General features: G+C 34.3%; 17 protein-coding genes. 8 read left to right on the top strand and 9 right to left on the bottom strand.

The window, feature by feature from the left end; translation table 11 throughout:
• Positions 1-3: 3 nt before the first annotated feature.
• From JYK00_RS06765 to JYK00_RS06730, 8 genes are all read right to left on the bottom strand, one after another.
• Complete coding sequence (locus JYK00_RS06765; protein ID WP_207566161.1) at positions 4-1209, bottom strand: acetyl-CoA C-acetyltransferase; 1206 nt, start codon at positions 1207-1209, stop codon at positions 4-6.
• A 12-nt stretch (positions 1210-1221) separates the two neighbouring features.
• Positions 1222-2517 (bottom strand): acetyl-CoA hydrolase/transferase family protein, encoded by a 1296-nt coding sequence (locus JYK00_RS06760; protein WP_207566160.1) that lies wholly within the window; start codon positions 2515-2517, stop codon positions 1222-1224.
• A gap of 2 nt (positions 2518-2519) precedes the next feature.
• Positions 2520-3653 (bottom strand): TetR/AcrR family transcriptional regulator, encoded by a 1134-nt coding sequence (locus tag JYK00_RS06755; RefSeq protein ID WP_207566159.1) that lies wholly within the window; start codon positions 3651-3653, stop codon positions 2520-2522.
• Entirely contained in the window at positions 3650-4663 is a 1014-nt protein-coding gene (locus JYK00_RS06750) for a 3-oxoacyl-ACP synthase (RefSeq protein WP_207566158.1), read from the bottom strand. Before JYK00_RS06750 ends, JYK00_RS06755 begins: the two co-directional genes overlap by 4 nt.
• A 34-nt stretch (positions 4664-4697) precedes the next feature.
• Positions 4698-5477, bottom strand: a complete 780-nt coding sequence (locus JYK00_RS06745; RefSeq protein ID WP_207566157.1) for an alpha/beta fold hydrolase — start codon at positions 5475-5477, stop codon at positions 4698-4700.
• A gap of 185 nt (positions 5478-5662) precedes the next feature.
• Positions 5663-6598: a 1-phosphofructokinase family hexose kinase gene (locus JYK00_RS06740; protein WP_207566156.1), complete on the bottom strand. Its 936-nt coding sequence runs from the start codon at positions 6596-6598 to the stop codon at positions 5663-5665.
• A 4-nt stretch (positions 6599-6602) separates the two neighbouring features.
• Positions 6603-7337, bottom strand: coding sequence for an energy-coupling factor transporter transmembrane component T family protein (locus JYK00_RS06735; protein WP_207566155.1), 735 nt, complete (start codon positions 7335-7337; stop codon positions 6603-6605).
• Between the two features lie 51 nt (positions 7338-7388).
• Positions 7389-9527, bottom strand: coding sequence for a sodium-translocating pyrophosphatase (locus JYK00_RS06730; protein ID WP_207566154.1), 2139 nt, complete (start codon positions 9525-9527; stop codon positions 7389-7391).
• Between the two features lie 184 nt (positions 9528-9711).
• Here JYK00_RS06730 and JYK00_RS06725 point away from each other — a divergent pair, with 184 nt between their 5' ends.
• Genes JYK00_RS06725 through coaE form a run of 8 tightly spaced genes read left to right on the top strand, consistent with a single transcriptional unit; the run spans position 9712 to position 17350 of the window.
• Positions 9712-10431, top strand: coding sequence for a response regulator transcription factor (locus JYK00_RS06725; RefSeq protein ID WP_207566153.1), 720 nt, complete (start codon positions 9712-9714; stop codon positions 10429-10431).
• 3 nt (positions 10432-10434) lie between these two features.
• Positions 10435-11718 carry a sensor histidine kinase gene (locus JYK00_RS06720; protein ID WP_207566152.1) on the top strand — a complete coding sequence of 428 codons (1284 nt, stop codon included), beginning with the start codon at positions 10435-10437 and terminating at the stop codon, positions 11716-11718.
• Complete coding sequence (locus JYK00_RS06715) at positions 11705-13009, top strand: thymidine phosphorylase (protein ID WP_207566151.1); 1305 nt, start codon at positions 11705-11707, stop codon at positions 13007-13009. Before JYK00_RS06720 ends, JYK00_RS06715 begins: the two co-directional genes overlap by 14 nt.
• A gap of 23 nt (positions 13010-13032) precedes the next feature.
• Positions 13033-14643 carry a phosphodiester glycosidase family protein gene (locus JYK00_RS06710; RefSeq protein ID WP_207566150.1) on the top strand — a complete coding sequence of 537 codons (1611 nt, stop codon included), beginning with the start codon at positions 13033-13035 and terminating at the stop codon, positions 14641-14643.
• A gap of 37 nt (positions 14644-14680) precedes the next feature.
• Complete coding sequence (locus JYK00_RS06705; RefSeq protein WP_207566149.1) at positions 14681-15193, top strand: adenine phosphoribosyltransferase; 513 nt, start codon at positions 14681-14683, stop codon at positions 15191-15193.
• Between the two features lie 31 nt (positions 15194-15224).
• Positions 15225-16571, top strand: coding sequence for a glucose-6-phosphate isomerase (locus tag JYK00_RS06700; RefSeq protein WP_207566148.1), 1347 nt, complete (start codon positions 15225-15227; stop codon positions 16569-16571).
• Positions 16572-16586: 15 nt separating this feature from the next.
• Entirely contained in the window at positions 16587-16814 is a 228-nt protein-coding gene (locus tag JYK00_RS06695) for a hypothetical protein (protein ID WP_207566147.1), read from the top strand.
• Positions 16811-17350 (top strand): dephospho-CoA kinase, encoded by a 540-nt coding sequence (coaE, locus tag JYK00_RS06690; protein ID WP_207566146.1) that lies wholly within the window; start codon positions 16811-16813, stop codon positions 17348-17350. The genes JYK00_RS06695 and coaE overlap by 4 nt, the downstream gene beginning before the upstream one ends.
• Here coaE and JYK00_RS06685 read toward each other — a convergent pair.
• Positions 17347-18159, bottom strand: coding sequence for a GGDEF domain-containing protein (locus tag JYK00_RS06685; RefSeq protein WP_207566145.1), 813 nt, complete (start codon positions 18157-18159; stop codon positions 17347-17349). The two genes, coaE and JYK00_RS06685, sit on opposite strands and share 4 nt — an antisense overlap.
• Between the last annotated feature and the right edge of the window lie 27 nt (positions 18160-18186).

The raw sequence follows: 18186 nt of genomic DNA, 5'->3' as shown, positions 1-18186 counted from the left end.
CTTTTAAATATTTAAATTTTCAATTATAACCGCCGTTCCCATTCCTCCACCTATACAAAGTGTTGCAAGGCCATATTTTACATTTTTCTTCATCATTTCATATAAAAGTGTCACGATTATCCTGTTACCACTTGCACCTATTGGATGACCGAGAGCTATTGCCCCGCCATTTACATTGGTTCTTTCCAGAATCCATTCCGTTGCTACTCCGAATTTTTCACTTAAAAGTTTTATAACAGCAAGACTTTGTGCGGCAAAAGCTTCGTTTAATTCTATAAGTCCTATATCGTCTATCTTTAATCCTGCTTTCTTTAAAACCTTCTCAGTAGCTGGAACAGGGCCCAACCCCATTTCCATAGGATCAACACCTGCTTGAGCCCATGCAACCACTTTAGCAAGTGGTTTTAAATTATTCTTTTCAACATACTTTTCACCTGCAAGAACTATCGCACTTCCTCCATCGTTTATACCACTTGCGTTACCTGCTGTTATCGTCCCGTCTTTTTTGAAAGCCGGTCTTAATTTAGCAAGTTTTTCCAGTGTTATATCGAATCGTGGATGCTCATCTGTGTCAAAAATCTTTGTTTCTTTCCTGGTGACAATTTCAACAGGTACAATTTCATCTTTGAATCTTCCAGCTTCTATAGCCTTTTTTGCTTTCAGCTGACTATCAAAAGCAAACCTGTCCTGCTCTTCTCTGGTAATATTATATTTCTCTGCAAGATTTTCAGCTGTTATACCCATATGAACGTTATTGAATACATCTGTTAGACCATCTAACACCATATGATCAATAACCTCAAAATTTCCAAATTTTAATCCATATCTTGCGGAAGGTGGTATCAAATATGGCGCCAAAGACATATTTTCAATTCCACCAGTCAAAACAAGGTCAGCTTCCCCTGAGACAATATCTACAGCTCCTATCATTACTGCTTTCATACCGCTTCCACAAAGCATATTAACCGTATATCCCGGCTTTTCTTCAGGAATTCCTGCGTAAATTCCAACCTGTCTGCCAGGTCCCATCCCCTGGCCTGCAGTAAGTATTGAACCTATAATAGTTTCATCAAAATCCCGGGCCGGAACTCCTGCTTGTTCAATAGCAGCTTTTGCTGCTATAGCTCCCAATTTTGGAGCAGGAATGCTTTTCAATGATCCTGCAAACGTTCCTATAGCTGTTCTTTTAGCACCTAAAATGTAAACCATCTTATCCCTCCCTCAAATTAATCCAAGCTTTTGTGCTTCTTTTTTTAAATACTTTCTAAATTCTGGATGAGCAATTGATATTAAAGCCTCTGCTCTTGCTTTAACAGATTTACCTCTCAACTGTACTACTCCCCACTCAGTTACCACATAATCAAGTTCCTGTCTTGGAATAGTAACAGGAGAGCCTTCTGGCAACAACGGAACTATAGTAGAAATAGTCCCATTTTTTGCTGTTGATCTTATGGCTATTATTCCTTTTCCATCCCTACTTTTTACAGCTCCACGATGTGTGTCAAGCTGACCTCCTGTTCCACTATAATGATTGGTACCAATCGCCTCAGAACATACATTTCCCGTTAAATCCACCATCAACGCTGTATTAATACTTACCATTTTTTCATTTTGACTGATCACATAAGGATCATTAACATACCTTCCTCTCAAGAAAAAAACAGCTGGATTATCGTCTATAAATTGATACATTCGTTCGGTCCCATATGCAAATGTACAAACAAATTTCCCGGGCCATAATGTTTTTCTTTTGTTGTTAATAACTCCTGCCTCAAAAAGATCTACCATACTTTCTGTAAACATTTCTGTATGAACACCTAAATCTCTCTTTTCAACTAAAAATTTTGCTACAGCATTTGGTATTCCACCTATTCCTAATTGAATAGTTGAACCATCCTGAATTAAATCTACTATATTAAAAGCTATCCTTTTCTCAAGTTCAGAAGGTTCTAAAAGCTCCACTTCCGGAAGTTTGTAGTTTACCTCCACAATATAATCCACATCAGAAATATGAACTTGAGTATCTCCGTGCGTTCTCGGTGCATTCGGATTGACCTCAAGAACAACCTTTTTTGCTTTTTCAACAACGTCTTTTTCATATACCACACTGGCAGACAATGTCAAAAAACCTTTCGAATCCATAGGAGAAGCAACGCCTATGTATAGATCTACATCACGCGTTTCAAGTAAATTCGTTCCCGCTTGATGTAGATTGTTTGGAACATAAAATACCGTCTTATATTTTTCTTTCCAGGCTTTCCTATTAGACGCTCCGAAAAACCATGAATTGTTTCTAAAAAGGCCACCAAATTTTTCATCCATAAAAAAATCATACTCTTCCGTATTTAAACATGTGAAAACATCCACATTCGATGCTTCTGCTTTATGGAGGTTTCGTAAAAATACTTTCGGTTCCATGGGTGTCATACCAACGACTATTACAGAGTTAGAATGAACTAACTTTATAATATTTTCAATATCAGCTTTTTTTCTATTATACACTTCTTTCCAATCCATGACTACACCTCCAGACCACCTGTTATATATTTTGAAAGTTTTATTAAAAAACGAATCATATCTGCATCATTTGCCTTTCTCTTTAATAGTAGTTCAATTCCTAAAAAATGTCCTATACCCATCAAAAAAACTGCTAAATTATGAGCATCGTATTTCACAATTTCTTGTTTTTCCATTGCCCGCTCTAATGGCAAAAGATAAGAAGTTTTTATTTTTTCATAATACTCCAGAACCTTTTCTTGAATCACAAATTCACTTTCTCTAACAATCTTGTACATGTTAATATGGTGACTGAAAAACTTTAAAAAAGCATAAAAACCGGCTATTTCTGCGTCAATTCTATTCTCAAATTTCTGAACGGCCAGCTTTACAGAAAGTCTTAAATTTCTATTTGTTTTCATTACAAGCTCCTCTAAAATTTCTTTCTTTCTTTTGTAATATATATAAAACGTTCCTTGAGCTACTCCAGCGTTTTGAGTAATTTCGGAAATTTGAGTCTTTGAATAACCTTTTCTGCCAAACAATTCTTCCGCGCTTATCAAGAGCTTTAATTTCGTATTCTCCAGATCAATTGCCACAGGTGTATATTTATAGTCATAAACTTCCGGTGAAACCGAATAATCTGGCTTCCCAAAACCTACTTTCAAAAAAGTAACAAGATCTTTATTATCAACACTCTGTTCTTTCCACAAAATGTTATAAATAACATAAAACCTTAAAGATCCCCAAAAAAATACATAACCTGCATCATCTGAAACAAACTTCTCTGTTACGTTTCTCAAAATCATCTCATAGCTTTCACTAACCCAATTATGAATAAATTCAGCTTCATGAAGTACTTTCACTTTCTTCTTGTTTTTTAAAGCATAATTTATGTAAGTTTCTACTACATTCTCTACTGTGTCTTTCTTTAAAAATTCAGCCATATCTTTTAATATTTTCTGAACTATTGTTTTGAACAATGATTCTTTATTGGAAAAGTACTGATAAAACGCTCCTGTACTTATCCCTGCTTTTTTTACTATTTTTGAAACAGAAACATCGTTGTAATTTAACGAAGAAAAAAGTTCATAAGAAGCTTTTATTATTTTATCCTTTGTGAGCTTTCCATCTATTCTTACCGGATTTCGTCTCATTCTCTATAATCACCCCATTTTATTACTCCTGCATTCCACGTCCAGCCAACACCTGCACCTACCATTACTATAAGAGTTCCATTTTTTATTTTTCCAGAGCTTAAACCTTCCACAATGGAAATTATTTGATCATTTTGCCCAATGTGACCGTAGTTTTCCAGGTAAGTTGTTTGGTTTTCTGACAGCTTAAGCGTTTTCAAAACTTCTATATGTGCAGACCTTTTAATATGCAAAATAGCAAGATATCCTATGTCTTTACGTGTAAAACCACTTTTTTCAAGAGCTTTATCAATCACATCATAAAAATTACTAAGAGTCACTTTCGAAAGTTTTTCTTTAAAAACATCGGGCTGGTAAATGTGAAAATAAAAGTTTTCAACATCTTCACGTTTTGGAGGCCACTTTTTAGAACCAAACACCGGTACAATAACATCTTCTGAAAAGCTACCATCAACAATTGAATGAGTTGAAAAAACTACATTCTTTCTGGCATTTTTTTTCAAGATAACAGCAGAACCCCCGGCTCCCACATCAAACATAAAAGAAGTTGGTTTATGATTATAATTGATCATATCAACGTTTCTATATCCGCTAACCAGTAAAACTGTATTTATATCAGAATTAGCCATCATTAAAGATTTCGCCACTTCCATTCCCACAATCATAGAACCACACATCGCTTCCATATCAAAACTCCACGAATTAAATGCGCCTATCTCGTAAGCAACTTTAACTCCTGCAAGCCAGTTAGGATAATCTTTGTGTTGCGCCCCATTCCATATAACAACATCTATCTCTCCAGGGGAAATCCCTGCATTTTCAATAGCTTCTTTTGCAGCCATTATTCCCATAAAGCTTGTGGTATCTTTTTGCGAAGGAATCGGCTTTTTTACAATTCCCATTTTATCTCTGACAACATTTTCTGGTATACCTGTTATCTGCGATATATCTTTATATGTCATGTAATTCTCCGGAACGTATACGCCCAATCCTATTATTCCAATGTGCATGTTTCCGTCCCCTTTCATCTTAATGAATCACTTCTCACATTAAAAAACCTTTAATTAAATTAACCCATAATTCTTTTTTCTCCAGGAAAAGGCCATGTCCGGCTCCATGAACTGTCACAACCTCAGAATTTTTAATATTTTTTGACATTTCCAGCATATCCTGATACGGGGTAATAAAATCTTCATCAGAACAAATCAATAAAGTTGGAACTTTAATACTCTTCAGCTTAGAAGTTACGTTAAAATCTTCATTTGATTTAATTAATCGTCTAACACCTTCAAACCACTCTTTTGTTAAATATTCTTTGAATAATTCTTTCCTCTGAAGCAAGAATTCAATATTGTCATTGTAAAATGATTTTCCGTAGATAAAAGGAAGTGCAAGGTTATAAAATATTTCGCCTTCATTCAACTTACATGCAAAATCCCATACATTTCCAACACACAATAAAAAATTATCAACTTTAGCAGTTACATTAGAAAGTACTAATTTTTTTACAATATCAGGGAAATCTATAACCAATTTTAACGCCACCTGACCTCCATAGCTTAACCCCACAATGTTGTACGCTTTCATATTCAAAAAATATAAAAGTTCTTTCAGTACTTTTACTTGCAAATCTATTTTATATGACCTTTCCATTTTCTTGCTTTTTCCTTGATCAATAAAATCAAAGACTATAACCGTAAAGTATTTCGACAATTTTTCAATATGCCATTTCCAGCTATCTGTACTCATCATTATCCCGTTCGTTAGTACAACTGGTTCACCTTTCCCATAAACTTCATAATATATTCCTTTATAAACAGGCATTCTCTTCACCTCGATAATATATATGATTCACCTATCATATTAGCGATTAAATTGTAATACTTTTCGCTTTCAAAAAACTAAGCTTAAAAATTAGCATTAAACGAAATTATATTTATTTACAGAAAAAATGCGCTGTCTTTTGACAGCGCATGGATTTTTTGAATTTTAACATTTTGAATAAATTTTCAATTCAGCTCATAAATTTCTATTTTTGATAATAATTCTTCAACATCCCTTTTTCTACAAAGTTGTGTTCCAGGCGTCATGACAGCAGCATTCCCCGCCGCATTTGCCCATTTGAACGCTTCTTTACGTCCAAAACCTTCCGCAATTTTCAACACATACGCAGCAAGAAACGAGTCCCCCGCCCCAACTGCGCTCTTCACCGGTAATTTTAACGGTGGTGAAAAATATACTTTATCATATGAAATAAGCAATGAACCTTTTGCTCCAAGGGTTAATAATATTTCACTTAACTCATACTTTTCTAAAAAGATTCTCGCCTCTTTTATTAAGGTTCTTTTATCTTCTATTGAGAATTTTTCTCCTGCTATTCTTGAAAATTCGTGAATATTAGGTTTAATCACATCTGGTGAAGCTATTAACCCTGCTTTGAGTTTCTCACCATCTGCGTCAAAGAAAACTTTCGCTCCCCACTGTTTTAAAGCAAAAATTATACCTGTATAAAAGTCAGGTGAGATTCCTTTGGGTAAACTGCCTGAAACAACAACAATATCATTTTCTCTAACAAGAGCATTTAACACTTCCAGAACTGTCTGTAATTTTTTCTTGCTAATTCTTTTGCCAGGCATGCTGATTCTATACTGACCATTTTTTGATTCAAGAATAACGTTCATCCTTGTTTCTTCATTTACTCGAATAGAACTGTATATAACACCTTCCTTATCAAGCATTTCTTCTAACTTGCGACCAGTATCACCACCAACTAAAGCAACCGCTATGGAAACACCTCCAAGTTCCTTTATAACGCGTGAAACATCTATTCCTTTACCCGCAGGGTAATCAACCACTTTTCTTGCCCTTATTGTATCATCAACTACCAGTTTATCCAGATATATATATCTATCAAGACAGGGATTCATTGTAAGTGTAAAGATCATTAAATCACCCCCAAAAAATTACAAACATAAGCCCTGAAATTGATATTATTATAAATATAGTATCTTTAACGTTCCACTGAAGTTCATAATAACTTGTCCTTGGACCTACCCCATATTTTCTTGCTTGAAGGGCTATTGAAAGCTCCTCTGCTTTTCGAATAGCTGAAATAAGAAGAGGAATCACTATCACTATAAGTGCTTTAATTTTATGTTTTATTCCTGGTTGATCAAATCTTGCACCTCTTGCTATTTGAGCTTTTATTATTCTGTCTGCCTCATCGAAAAGAATAGGAATAAACCGCATGGAAATAGTCATTATCATACTGAAATCTTCCCTATGCCTTTCTTTTATCCCGAACCATTTCATGATATCAGAAAGCCCTTTCGCAATAAGAAGCGGCGAAGTTGTATACGTTAAAACAGACGCAAAAATAATCACGAAAACTAATCTTAATGTAATATATACTGCCATAGTAATGTTTGTAGAAATATATTGAATAATGAATGCAAAAGTAATGAGAACCCACATATTTTTGACACTTCTTAAATAAAGTATCAAATTCACCTTCGAAAGAAAAGAAATTAATATAAACAAAAAACCGGGGATAAGATATCCCCGTATATTCTGTACTAAAAGAACCATAGTAACAAGAATAAAAGTCGCCAATATTTTAGACCTTGGATCAAGCCTGTGTACATACGAATCTACTGGAACAAATTTACCTACAGCAAATCTCAATTTAGTAATATTCCTCCCAATAAATCAATTTTAGTTAATAGTGAAACGATTTTAGAACAAATGATAAACCATAAATAGTGGAGCCATTATCAACGAAACAACAGACATGATTTTTATAAGAATATCAAGACTTGGTCCCACTGTATCTTTCAAAGGATCACCAACTGTATCCCCTATAACAAGAGCACTGTGCTCAGGTGTTCCTTTTCCCAAACCTTCAAGTCTTCCCTGCTCGAGATGCTTTTTAGCATTATCCCATGCTCCACCAGAATTTGCAGAAAACAAGGCAAGCATTATTCCACTTAATGTAGTTCCAACAAGCACACCACCAACAAATTCTGTGCCAAACAAAAATCCGGAAATTAATGGTGTTGTAACTGCTATAAGCGTAGGTGTAACCATCTGTTTTAACGCCCCAGATGCGCTTATAGTGATACACCTTTCATAATCTGGTTTTGCTTTTCCCTCTAAAATACCTGGTATTTCCCTAAACTGTCTTCTAATTTCATCCACCATAATAGCTGCAGATTTCACTACAGATTCTATAAGTATACCACTGAACATGTATGGAAGAGCAGCACCAACAATGGCTCCAGAAAGAGTTCGTGCATTTATCATGTTCAATTTCAAAAGACCAAGAACATCAGCAGCTACCTGGCCGGGAGAAGCTTGAGAAAAGATGTACGATGAAAATAAAGACAAAGCTGCAAGTGCGGCTGAACCTATGGCAAATCCTTTTCCTATGGCTGCGGTGGTGTTCCCGACCATGTCCAGTTTATCTGTTATTTCTCTGACCTGAGGCTCAAGCTCGGCCATTTCACTTATACCACCAGCATTATCAGCTATAGGACCGTACGAATCCACTGAAACTGATGTCGCAACAAATGAAAGCATACCTACAGAGGCCATGGCCACTCCGTAAATCCCTGAAAAGTAGTCCGCAAGTAAAATTGCAAAGAATAAGAAAAGGGATGGCAAAAACACACTTCTCATGCCCAGGGCCATTCCACCACTTATAACAATTGCTGTACCCTGTTTCGATTTTTCACTAAGTATTCTGGTAGGTTTAAAATCATCAGATGTGTAATACTCAGCTAAAAGTCCTATTATTATACCTGAGAATACACCAAGGACAGAAGCCGCATAAGGTGAAAGTGCTCCAAATTTAAAACCAAATACCTCAAGATTTTTCACATCTTTAAAGAACAGGATGGTAAAAATTAAATTCCCCAATAAACTTAAAGCAGCTGAAGTAAAAAGGGCAACGTTCAGATCCCTGTGGGGTTTTTTGGTACCCTTTTTCAAAATAACGTAATAAATTCCAATTATGCTCGCTAAAAGTCCTATCATTGTATAACTGAGTGGATAATAAATTAATTTTTTCGCCGTATCGTAAAATTTAGAACCAGAAAGAGCATAAATATAAGACGCAAGAACAATCGCTGAAAGAATTGAACCAACATAACTCTCCAATAAATCTGCTCCTAATCCGGCAACATCACCTACATTATCACCGACGTTATCAGCAATGGTGGCAGGATTTCTCGGGTCATCTTCTGGAAGCTTGAGTTCTGTTTTTCCAACCAGATCAGCTGCCATATCTGCTGCTTTTGTATAAACACCTCCACCAACCCTATCAAACATGGCAATTATAGAGCATCCAAGAGCATAACCTGATACAGTCATGGCAAATGGAATGAAATTAACTCCCAGAAAATTTTTTACTATTACAAGCTGATCAGGTTCTAACTGGTGTCTGAAGAGATAAAACACAATAACTAATCCCAGCAAGGCAAATCCACCAACTGAAAGTCCCATTACTGAACCACCCTGGAAAGCTAATTTAAGAGTGGGAGATATATCTTTCGTAGTCCGTGCTTTATTAGCAACCCTGACATTTGCACGAGTTGCTATTTTCATTCCAATAAATCCTGCCAGAGAGCTCATAATTGCCCCTATTAAAAATGAAACTCCCACATACCATGCTGTTAGTATTCCTATAACAATAGCAATTGGAACTGCCAATTTAAAAACAACAGAGTACTCATGAGAAATAAAGGCGTCAGCACCTTTACGTATAGCTTGTGAAATTTCTTTCATTTTATCGGTACCTTCTGAATGTTTCACCACAAGAGAATAGTTTAACAAAGCAAAGAAAATAGCTAAAACTGGTGGTATAAAATATATCATACATTTTCCCTCCTTTGTAAGAAATTGTAGAGATAAATTGTGAAACCGTATCTTAATTTGATTTTAGCATAAATTTTGTTCCAAAATTCAGTAAAAGTATTTCCGTTTTGTTAAAAAGTATGATATAATGTTTCACAGATATATCAGTTAACATTTAATTATTAGAACGAGGGGAGGTTTTTTTATGGGAAAGCGAAGAATTATGGTAATTGACGATCAGCCTGAAATTCTTGAGCTTGTAAGTTTTAGTTTAGAAAAAGAAGGCTATGAAGTAATACCAGTTGAAGATGCTGAAAAAGCATTGGAAGAATTGAAAGATAAAGAAGTAGACATGTTTTTGGTTGATATAATGCTTCCAGGGATGGATGGTTTTGACTTTGTTAGAAACATCAGGAGTCAGGAAAAGTACAAATTAACACCTGTAATCTTTTTAAGTGCAAAAGGAGAAGAGTTCGATAAAGTTTTGGGTCTTGAACTTGGCGCAGACGATTATATTACAAAACCGTTCAGTATAAGGGAATTGCTTGCAAGAATCAAAGCTGTGTTTAGAAGAATGCAAATGTCTGCTCAGGTTAAAGAAGAAAAACCGAAAAAGATAACCGCGAAAGATTTAGAAATAGACGTTGACAAATACGAAGTTAAAATCAAAGGTAAAAAGGTAAATTTAACCCCATTAGAATTTGACCTGTTAAGATTTCTTGCAGAAAATGAAGGTAAAGTATTTTCCAGAAATGTTCTTCTCGACAAACTATGGGGATACGATTATTTTGGGGACACACGAACAGTTGATGTTCACATAAGAAGGTTGAGAACAAAAATAGAAGAGGACCCATCAAACCCAAAATACATTGTTACCGTACGTGGAAAGGGGTACAAATTCAGAGACCCTGGAAAGGAAGATTAATGAATGAAGCTGTATTTCTGGCTAATTTTTCTTGGAACAATTTCTTTTACACTCTTTACATTTTATCGAAAAGCGCTTAAAGAATTAAAAGAGTACAAAAATAGTTTTAGAAAAGTGGCAGAGGTAATTGGGGAGGATGTAGATTCTCCCCACCTTTATATTGCTGAAAAAGTAAAGAAAAGAATCAAGGAACTCGAAGAAAAAAATTATGAACTCGACATTTCAAGAAGAAATCAATTAACAATTCTTAACAATATAATTGATCCTATTATAATAGCCAAAAGTGATGGTACAATAACATTTGCAAACATAGCTGGAAGAGATATCACAAGACCTGGAGTAGAAGGAAGGAAAATCTACGAGGTTTTCGAAGAGTATTTTGTTAATCAAATGTTTGATGAAGCTGTCAAGACCAAGCAATTACAATCGGGTGAAATTACACTTTATGTTGATGGTGAAAAAAGATATTACGTTGTTAAAATTGTTCCTGTTCAACTTGAAGGGAACAACGATAGATACATTATAGTGCTGTATGATATTACAAAAGAACGTACCCTCGAAAAGATAAGGCACGAATTTATTTCCAATGTATCACATGAACTGAGAACACCTCTTACCTCTATACACGGTTATGCAGAGGCTTTAATTGATGATGATTTAAGTAATAAAAAACTTGTTAAAAGGTTTTTGAGAATAATTGAATCAGAAGCAGCACGAATGACTCGACTGATAAACGATCTTCTTGATCTGGAAAAACTTGAATCTGGAGAAACGAGCTTTGAATTTGAAAAATTGAATTTTGCTGATGTTCTCGAGCATGTAAGACATATTATAGAACCATTGGCTGAAGATTACGGAGTAGAAGTGGAATTCGAATATCCTGACGAGTTGGATTTAGTAGGTGATCATGATAGACTTATACAGATGATATTAAATCTTGTGGATAACGCTGTTAAATATACTTCTTTGAAAGAAAAAGGAGAAAAGAAAGTAACAGTGCGTAGTTATAACGACAATGGAAACGTCATCTTCATAGTAAAAGACACAGGTGTGGGTATTCCAGAAGAAGCTCAAAAAAGACTTTTTGAAAGATTTTATAGAGTTGATAAGGCAAGAAGCAGGAAAATGGGCGGAACAGGGCTTGGCCTTTCTATTGTAAAAACTATTGTGGAAAGGCATAATGGAACTATAGAATTTTCAAGTAAACCTGGAGTTGGAACAATGTTCAAAGTAATTTTACCAAAAGATTATGTAAAACAGGAGGATGTAAAAAATGAGAGCGTATGACATTATACTTAAAAAAAGAAATGGAAATGCTCTTTCAAAAGAAGAAATGGAATACATGGTTTTAGGATTTGTTAAGGGCGAGATCCCTGATTACCAGATGTCTGCTTTTTTAATGGCTGTATATTTTCAACATATGAACAAAGAAGAAAGAGCAATGTTTACAGAAATAATGGCGCATTCTGGTGATATGATAGACCTCAGTCCAATAAAAGGTAAAAAAGTCGATAAACATTCAACAGGTGGGGTCGGTGATAAAACGACTCTGGTGGTGGCACCTATAGTTGCTTCATTAGGTGTTCCTGTTGCAAAAATGTCTGGAAGAGCCCTTGGGCATACTGGTGGAACCATAGATAAACTCGAGTCGATTCCTGGCTTTCAAACAAGTTTAAGTCTGGAAAGGTTTTTTGAAAATGTTAACAAATATGGAATAGCAGTTGTTGGTCAGACAGCGAATCTTGCCCCTGCTGATAAAAAAATATACGCATTAAGAGATGCCACAGCAACTGTAGATGAAATATCCCTGATAGCATCAAGTATCATGAGTAAAAAACTTGCTGGAGGAGCAGATGCTTTTGTTCTCGATGTAAAAGTCGGAAGTGGCGCATTTATGAAAGATTTAAAAAGCGCAAAAGAACTTGCAGAAGCTATGGTTGGAATTGCAAAGTCTCACAACAAAGAGGCAGTTGCTGTTTTAACTAACATGAACCAGCCTCTTGGAAGATTTGTGGGCAATTCATTAGAAGTTCTGGAAGCTATTTACACTTTAAAAGGAAAGGGCGAAGAAGATTTTGTGGAATTGTGCATCACGTTAGCTGCATGGATGTGCTATCTTGCTGAAAAGGGTTCGTTTGAGAAGTGTCTGGAAATGGCAAAAGATTCTTTAATTAGTGGAAAAGCGTTAGAAAAGTTTAGAGATTTTGTGACAGCTCAGGAAGGAGAAGGTGAAGTTATAGAAAGACCTGAAGAAATTCTTCCAATTTCCGGTAAGATTGTCGAATTCAAGGCAAAACAAGAAGGTTATATATCAACTATAGACACTGAAAAAGTAGGAATCGCCTGTAACTATTTAGGAGCGGGAAGAAGCAAGAAAGAAGATAAAATAGATCACAGTGTTGGAATAGAAATATTGAAAAAAATAGGAGATCCTGTGCATAAGGATGATATTATTGCAAAACTATACATAAGTGAAAAAAGTGATCTTGAAACTTCTTTAAAACTTTTAAACGATGCTTACACTATAACCAATCATCCAGGAGAAAAATGGAATACTATATTAGAAGTTGTAAAATAAACCTATGAAGGGGTGCAAAGCTTTTGAAAAAAATTATAGTAATTTTTTTGAGTTTTTCTTTAATATCCATATTATTCTCAACTACCATATTGATCAACGGCCAGGCTTTCCAAACAACCACTGAATGGCTGCCAAGTAAATTAATAAATACACTCGGTTTTCGTTATGTACTTAACGAAAAGGTATACATGGTATATAAAAACGATCTGTTTATCGGCAAAGAAGGTACTTTTACTTTGAACTTTGAACAAAAATTCGAAAATGCATTTAAAATAGAAAATGACAAACTTTATATAAATGTACTTTTTTTAAAAAATTATTTTGGATTATACGAATATAGGCTCGAAAATGGTACAAAAATCTTTTACGATCATCTCCCGGAGCTTAAAAATATTCAGTTTAAAGACAACACTTTAAATCTGGTTTTTAGCAAAGAAATTACAAAAGAAATAGTCAATGTCGAAATAATTGACAGAGATCTGTATATAAATATAGAACCTTGTATAGGGAACCCTACTGTCAATGGTAATGTAAGTGTTCAAAAACAAGCCAAAGGATTTCTCATATCCATTACAAATAATAGGTTAAAGCCTATTCCAATAATAACTATCCAAAAAAATGTTATGAGAATTACTTTAAATTTTACCGAAGAAGAGTCAAAAAAAATTAAAGAAGGCATTCTATGGGAAAGAAAAATCGAGACGTTTAATAACAATAAATACCTTGTTAACTACCTTCACATCGATCCAAAAAAGGTTGAAATAACACCAATAATAAGCTCAAAAGGAATAGGCACACGCGACGATTTGCGAAATATATTAAAAGATAACAACTGCATTGCCGGTATAAATGGAAACTACTTTGATCCTGCAACAAATCTTCCTATAGATCTGGTAATAATTAATGGGAAAATACTTTCGGACAAATTCAGCTTAAGACCTGTTTTTATTATCACCTACTCTAACGATGTTTTCATAAAAAGGATTACCTTAGAGTTAAATGTTTATATAGGAGATCTACTTTTCCTGGTAAAAGGAGTTAACACCACAGCAAAAGGAGAAGTATTAGTGTATACCAGTGAGTTTTCATTGAAAATTCCATTATCTGAAGATAAAATATATTACGTTGTCAAAAATGGAAAAATTATTTCAGAAAATTATGTGGAAAAAGTTCCAGAAAATTCAGTAGTAATTTCTATAGATAAAAAGTATGAAAAATATTTAACCAATATAAAAATCGGTACGAAAGTTGATTTTGTGAGCAACACAGATTTTCCACTTCCTATAAAACACGCTATAGGCGGAGGTCCCCTATTAATTGAAAATGGCAAAGAGATAATTGATAGCGAAGAAGAAAAGATGAGATACGGAAATGGCCTTGCACTATCAAAAACATCACGAACTATATTGGCAATCACAAAAGATGGAAAAGTCGATTTTATAGTAATAGAAGGGTACAACAATAAATCTGGAATGGATTATGATATTGCTACAAAATTTTTGCTTGAAAAAGGTTACTATTCTGCTATGATGTTAGATGGTGGCGGTTCAAGTGCTATGGTAATAAACAACGAGGTTGTTAATCAGGATGGTGAAATTCAGCGGGGAATACCTGTGGGGCTTGGTGTGAAATAGAAAAATTAAAAAAATTTATTTGGAGGTGCTGATAAAAATGGATTTAAAAAAATTTATAAGGGATATTCCAGATTTTCCAGAAAAAGGGATCATATTCAGAGATATAACACCTTTATTAAAAGATAAAAATGCCTTCCAATATGCAATCAATGAAATGACAACAGCTTTAAAAAGTATCGACTTTGATGTTATAGCTGCTCCAGAAGCGAGAGGATTCATATTCGGTGGAGCTCTGGCATACAATCTTGGAAAGTCTTTCGTTCCCATAAGAAAGCCAGGGAAATTGCCATATAAAACATTATCAGAAAAGTATCAGCTTGAATATGGTACAGCAGAGTTAGAAATACACGAGGATGCTATTAATGAAGGGGAAAAAGTACTTATCTTTGATGACGTACTTGCAACAGGTGGTACTGCAAAAACTTTGAAAAGTCTGATAGAAAAGACCGGGGGAATAGTAGCAGGGATGGCATTTCTCATAGAACTGACTTATTTAAATCCAAGAAAATTATTAAAAGATGAAAAAGTCATTTCTCTTATAACCTATTAATTAAAAAAAAGCACATTAAGGGGTGTTTAAAATGCTAAAATTTGATTTCTCAAATACTTTAAAAGAAAATGTCACCGGGGGTATAAAAAGAGAAGAAATAAACTCTTATGAAAACAAAATTAATGACATATTGAGTTTAATAGATAAAGAAAGGCCTGGTTTTGTAAACATTGTTTTTAATAGAAAGTGGATTGATTCTGTTCTGGATATTAAAGATTTTGTTCACTCTTTTGAAAATTTAGTTGTAGTAGGCATTGGTGGATCAGCGCTTGGAAACATTGCTTTACAAAATACTCTCCGCCCAAGTGATTGGAATTATAGATCGAAAGAGGAACGAAATGGATTTTTAAGAGTTTTTGTTATAGATAATGTCGATCCAGATTTTGTCGCATCAGTTTTAGATCGTATTGACATTAGAAAAACACTTTTTAATGTAATTTCAAAATCTGGTTCCACAGCAGAAGCTATGGCAAACTACCTCATAATAAGAGGATTGCTTGAAAGTTATGGCTTAAAACCAAACAAACACATAATATTCACAACTGATCCAGAAAAAGGTGTATTGCGAAAAATCGCTACTTCAGAAAATATAAGAACTCTTGACATACCTCCTGAAGTTGGGGGAAGATTCAGTGTTCTGACCTGCGTAGGACTGGTTTCCGCCATGGCTGCAGGCATAGATATAGAAGAACTCTACGATGGAGCGCGTACAGCTTATAATCGAACCATAAAGGAATCTCTGTGGAATAATCCAGGCGCTCTCATTGCTCTAATACATTATTTACATTACCTAAATGGAAGAAATATTTCCGTTATGATGGCATATTCCAATAAACTCTACTATCTTGCAGATTGGTATAGACAATTGTGGGCTGAAAGCTTAGGAAAGGCGTATTCAAAAGATGGAAAACTTATAAATGTTGGCCAAACCCCTGTAAAAGCTCTTGGAGCTGTAGATCAACACTCACAAATCCAGCTGTATAACGAAGGACCAGATGACAAAATAATAACATTCCTAAAAACAGAAAAATTTGAGAGAGATATAAAAATTCCTCATGTTCATAACGAAGAATCCCTTAATTACCTTCAGGGTAAATACCTATCACAATTACTAAATAGCGAATTATCAGGAACAGAATCAGCTCTGGCAAAAAATGGTCGACCATCTTTAAAGGTCATTTTTCCAGAAATAAATGAATTTCACGTAGGTGAGTTTTTCATGTATTACGAGCTTGCAACGGCAATTGCGGGCGAGTTATTCAACGTAAATCCATACGATCAACCTGGAGTTGAACTTGGAAAAAAGATTACTTATGCTCTTATGGGGAGACCTGGTTTTGAAAAATTCAATATGAAACAAGATAATCAAAATGGTTGAAAGGACTGATATTTGATGAAAACCATAAAAGATTACATCAAAGAAATCTTCAATCCTCTTGAAATTTACTTCAAAGAAAATAGATATACTATTATAGTTGAAGATGATAAAGGAATTAGAGAAAAACTTGGATTTTTTGCAGAAACAATATCCGGATTGGAAGAAAATTTAAGTATTGCCGTTATGACTAAAAAAGAGTATGAACACATTAAAAAAGGAGAGCTGGGGGAAAAAATACTTTGAAATTTGTAGTTTGTATAACAGGAAAAATTGGGACGGGAAAAAGCACCGTCTCATCTTTTTTTGAAAAAAAGGGATTTGAATACTTAAACATGGATGAAATTGGTCATCATGTATTTAGTCAACTAAAAGAAACTATAAAAAAAGAATTTGGAACTCTCGAAAGAAAAGAAATTTCAAATATTGTGTTCAACGATCCAGAAAAACTAAAGAAATTAGAAGAGATTCTACATCCGAAAATGCTGCAAATACTAAATATCAAAACAAAAGAAGAAAAATTGTACATAGTTGAAGCTGCGATAAAAAGGCGTCTTAAAATTCAATGTGATTTAACTATAACAGTAATTGCAAAAAAAGAGGTCATAATCGAAAGATTAAAAAGAAAAGGACTTACCGTATCAACTATTGAAAAAATATTATCTGCTCAACGTGATATTCTCCCCGAAGGCCTTATTATAGACAATTCTTCCTCCTTAGAAAAACTTACTGAAAAATTAGAGTGTATCTATCATTTCATCAAAAAATCTATGAATTTTTAATTACTCTTTTTAAACTTTTTCATAAACTTTTGCTGATACATCAACTTGTCTGCTCTATCAATTGCCTGCTTTACACTCTCAAAACCATCTGGAATGTTTACCACACCGTATGAAAAACTCATACTTACAACTGCTTTAATTCTCTCAATAACTTCCTTTCCTCGAGAGGTATTGAGAAATAATACAAATTCATCTCCACCCCATCTTATAACGAAGTCACCTTTTCTGATAAATTCTTTGCATACAAATACAAACTCCTGTAGCTTTTTATCTCCTGCCAGATGACCTTCCTTATCATTGATCATTTTTAAACCGTCTAAATCTACAAAAACTAATGATGCAACTTGAGAGTATCTTTTTAAATCGCTAAATCTTTTTTCAAGAAATTCTATACCAACCTGGCGGGACAATGCTCCAGTTAACTCGTCATGAGAAGCCCTCTCTTTTAAAGATTGATATTTATACACGTTCCTCACATGAAGTTCTGCGACACCAAAAATAAATTTCAAAAGAGTTTTTTCAAAGTCACTTAAAGAAGCTGCATATATTAATATTTTAATTCTTTCCATTTCATAAATTTCCCATACATTATTTAAAGCACCGTATTTTAAATTCTTATCAACACTCTTAACTTCAACCCCTTCCACAGAAGGAACGATATTATAAATGGTACGTACCAATTTATCTAAAAACTCCTCTACTTCCAATACACCTATAAGATCTACAACCGACATAGAAAACAACGACAATAGTGCTTTATCTTTCAACTTTTCAGAAGCCTGTAATATTATTTCTCCTATTTTCTCCATATTAATCACCTGATTTCTTTAACAAAT

Source organism: Thermosipho ferrireducens, assembly GCF_017358165.1.
GTDB lineage: Bacteria > Thermotogota > Thermotogae > Thermotogales > Fervidobacteriaceae > Thermosipho_B > Thermosipho_B ferrireducens.
This window is presented reverse-complemented; position numbering and strand designations above follow the sequence as displayed.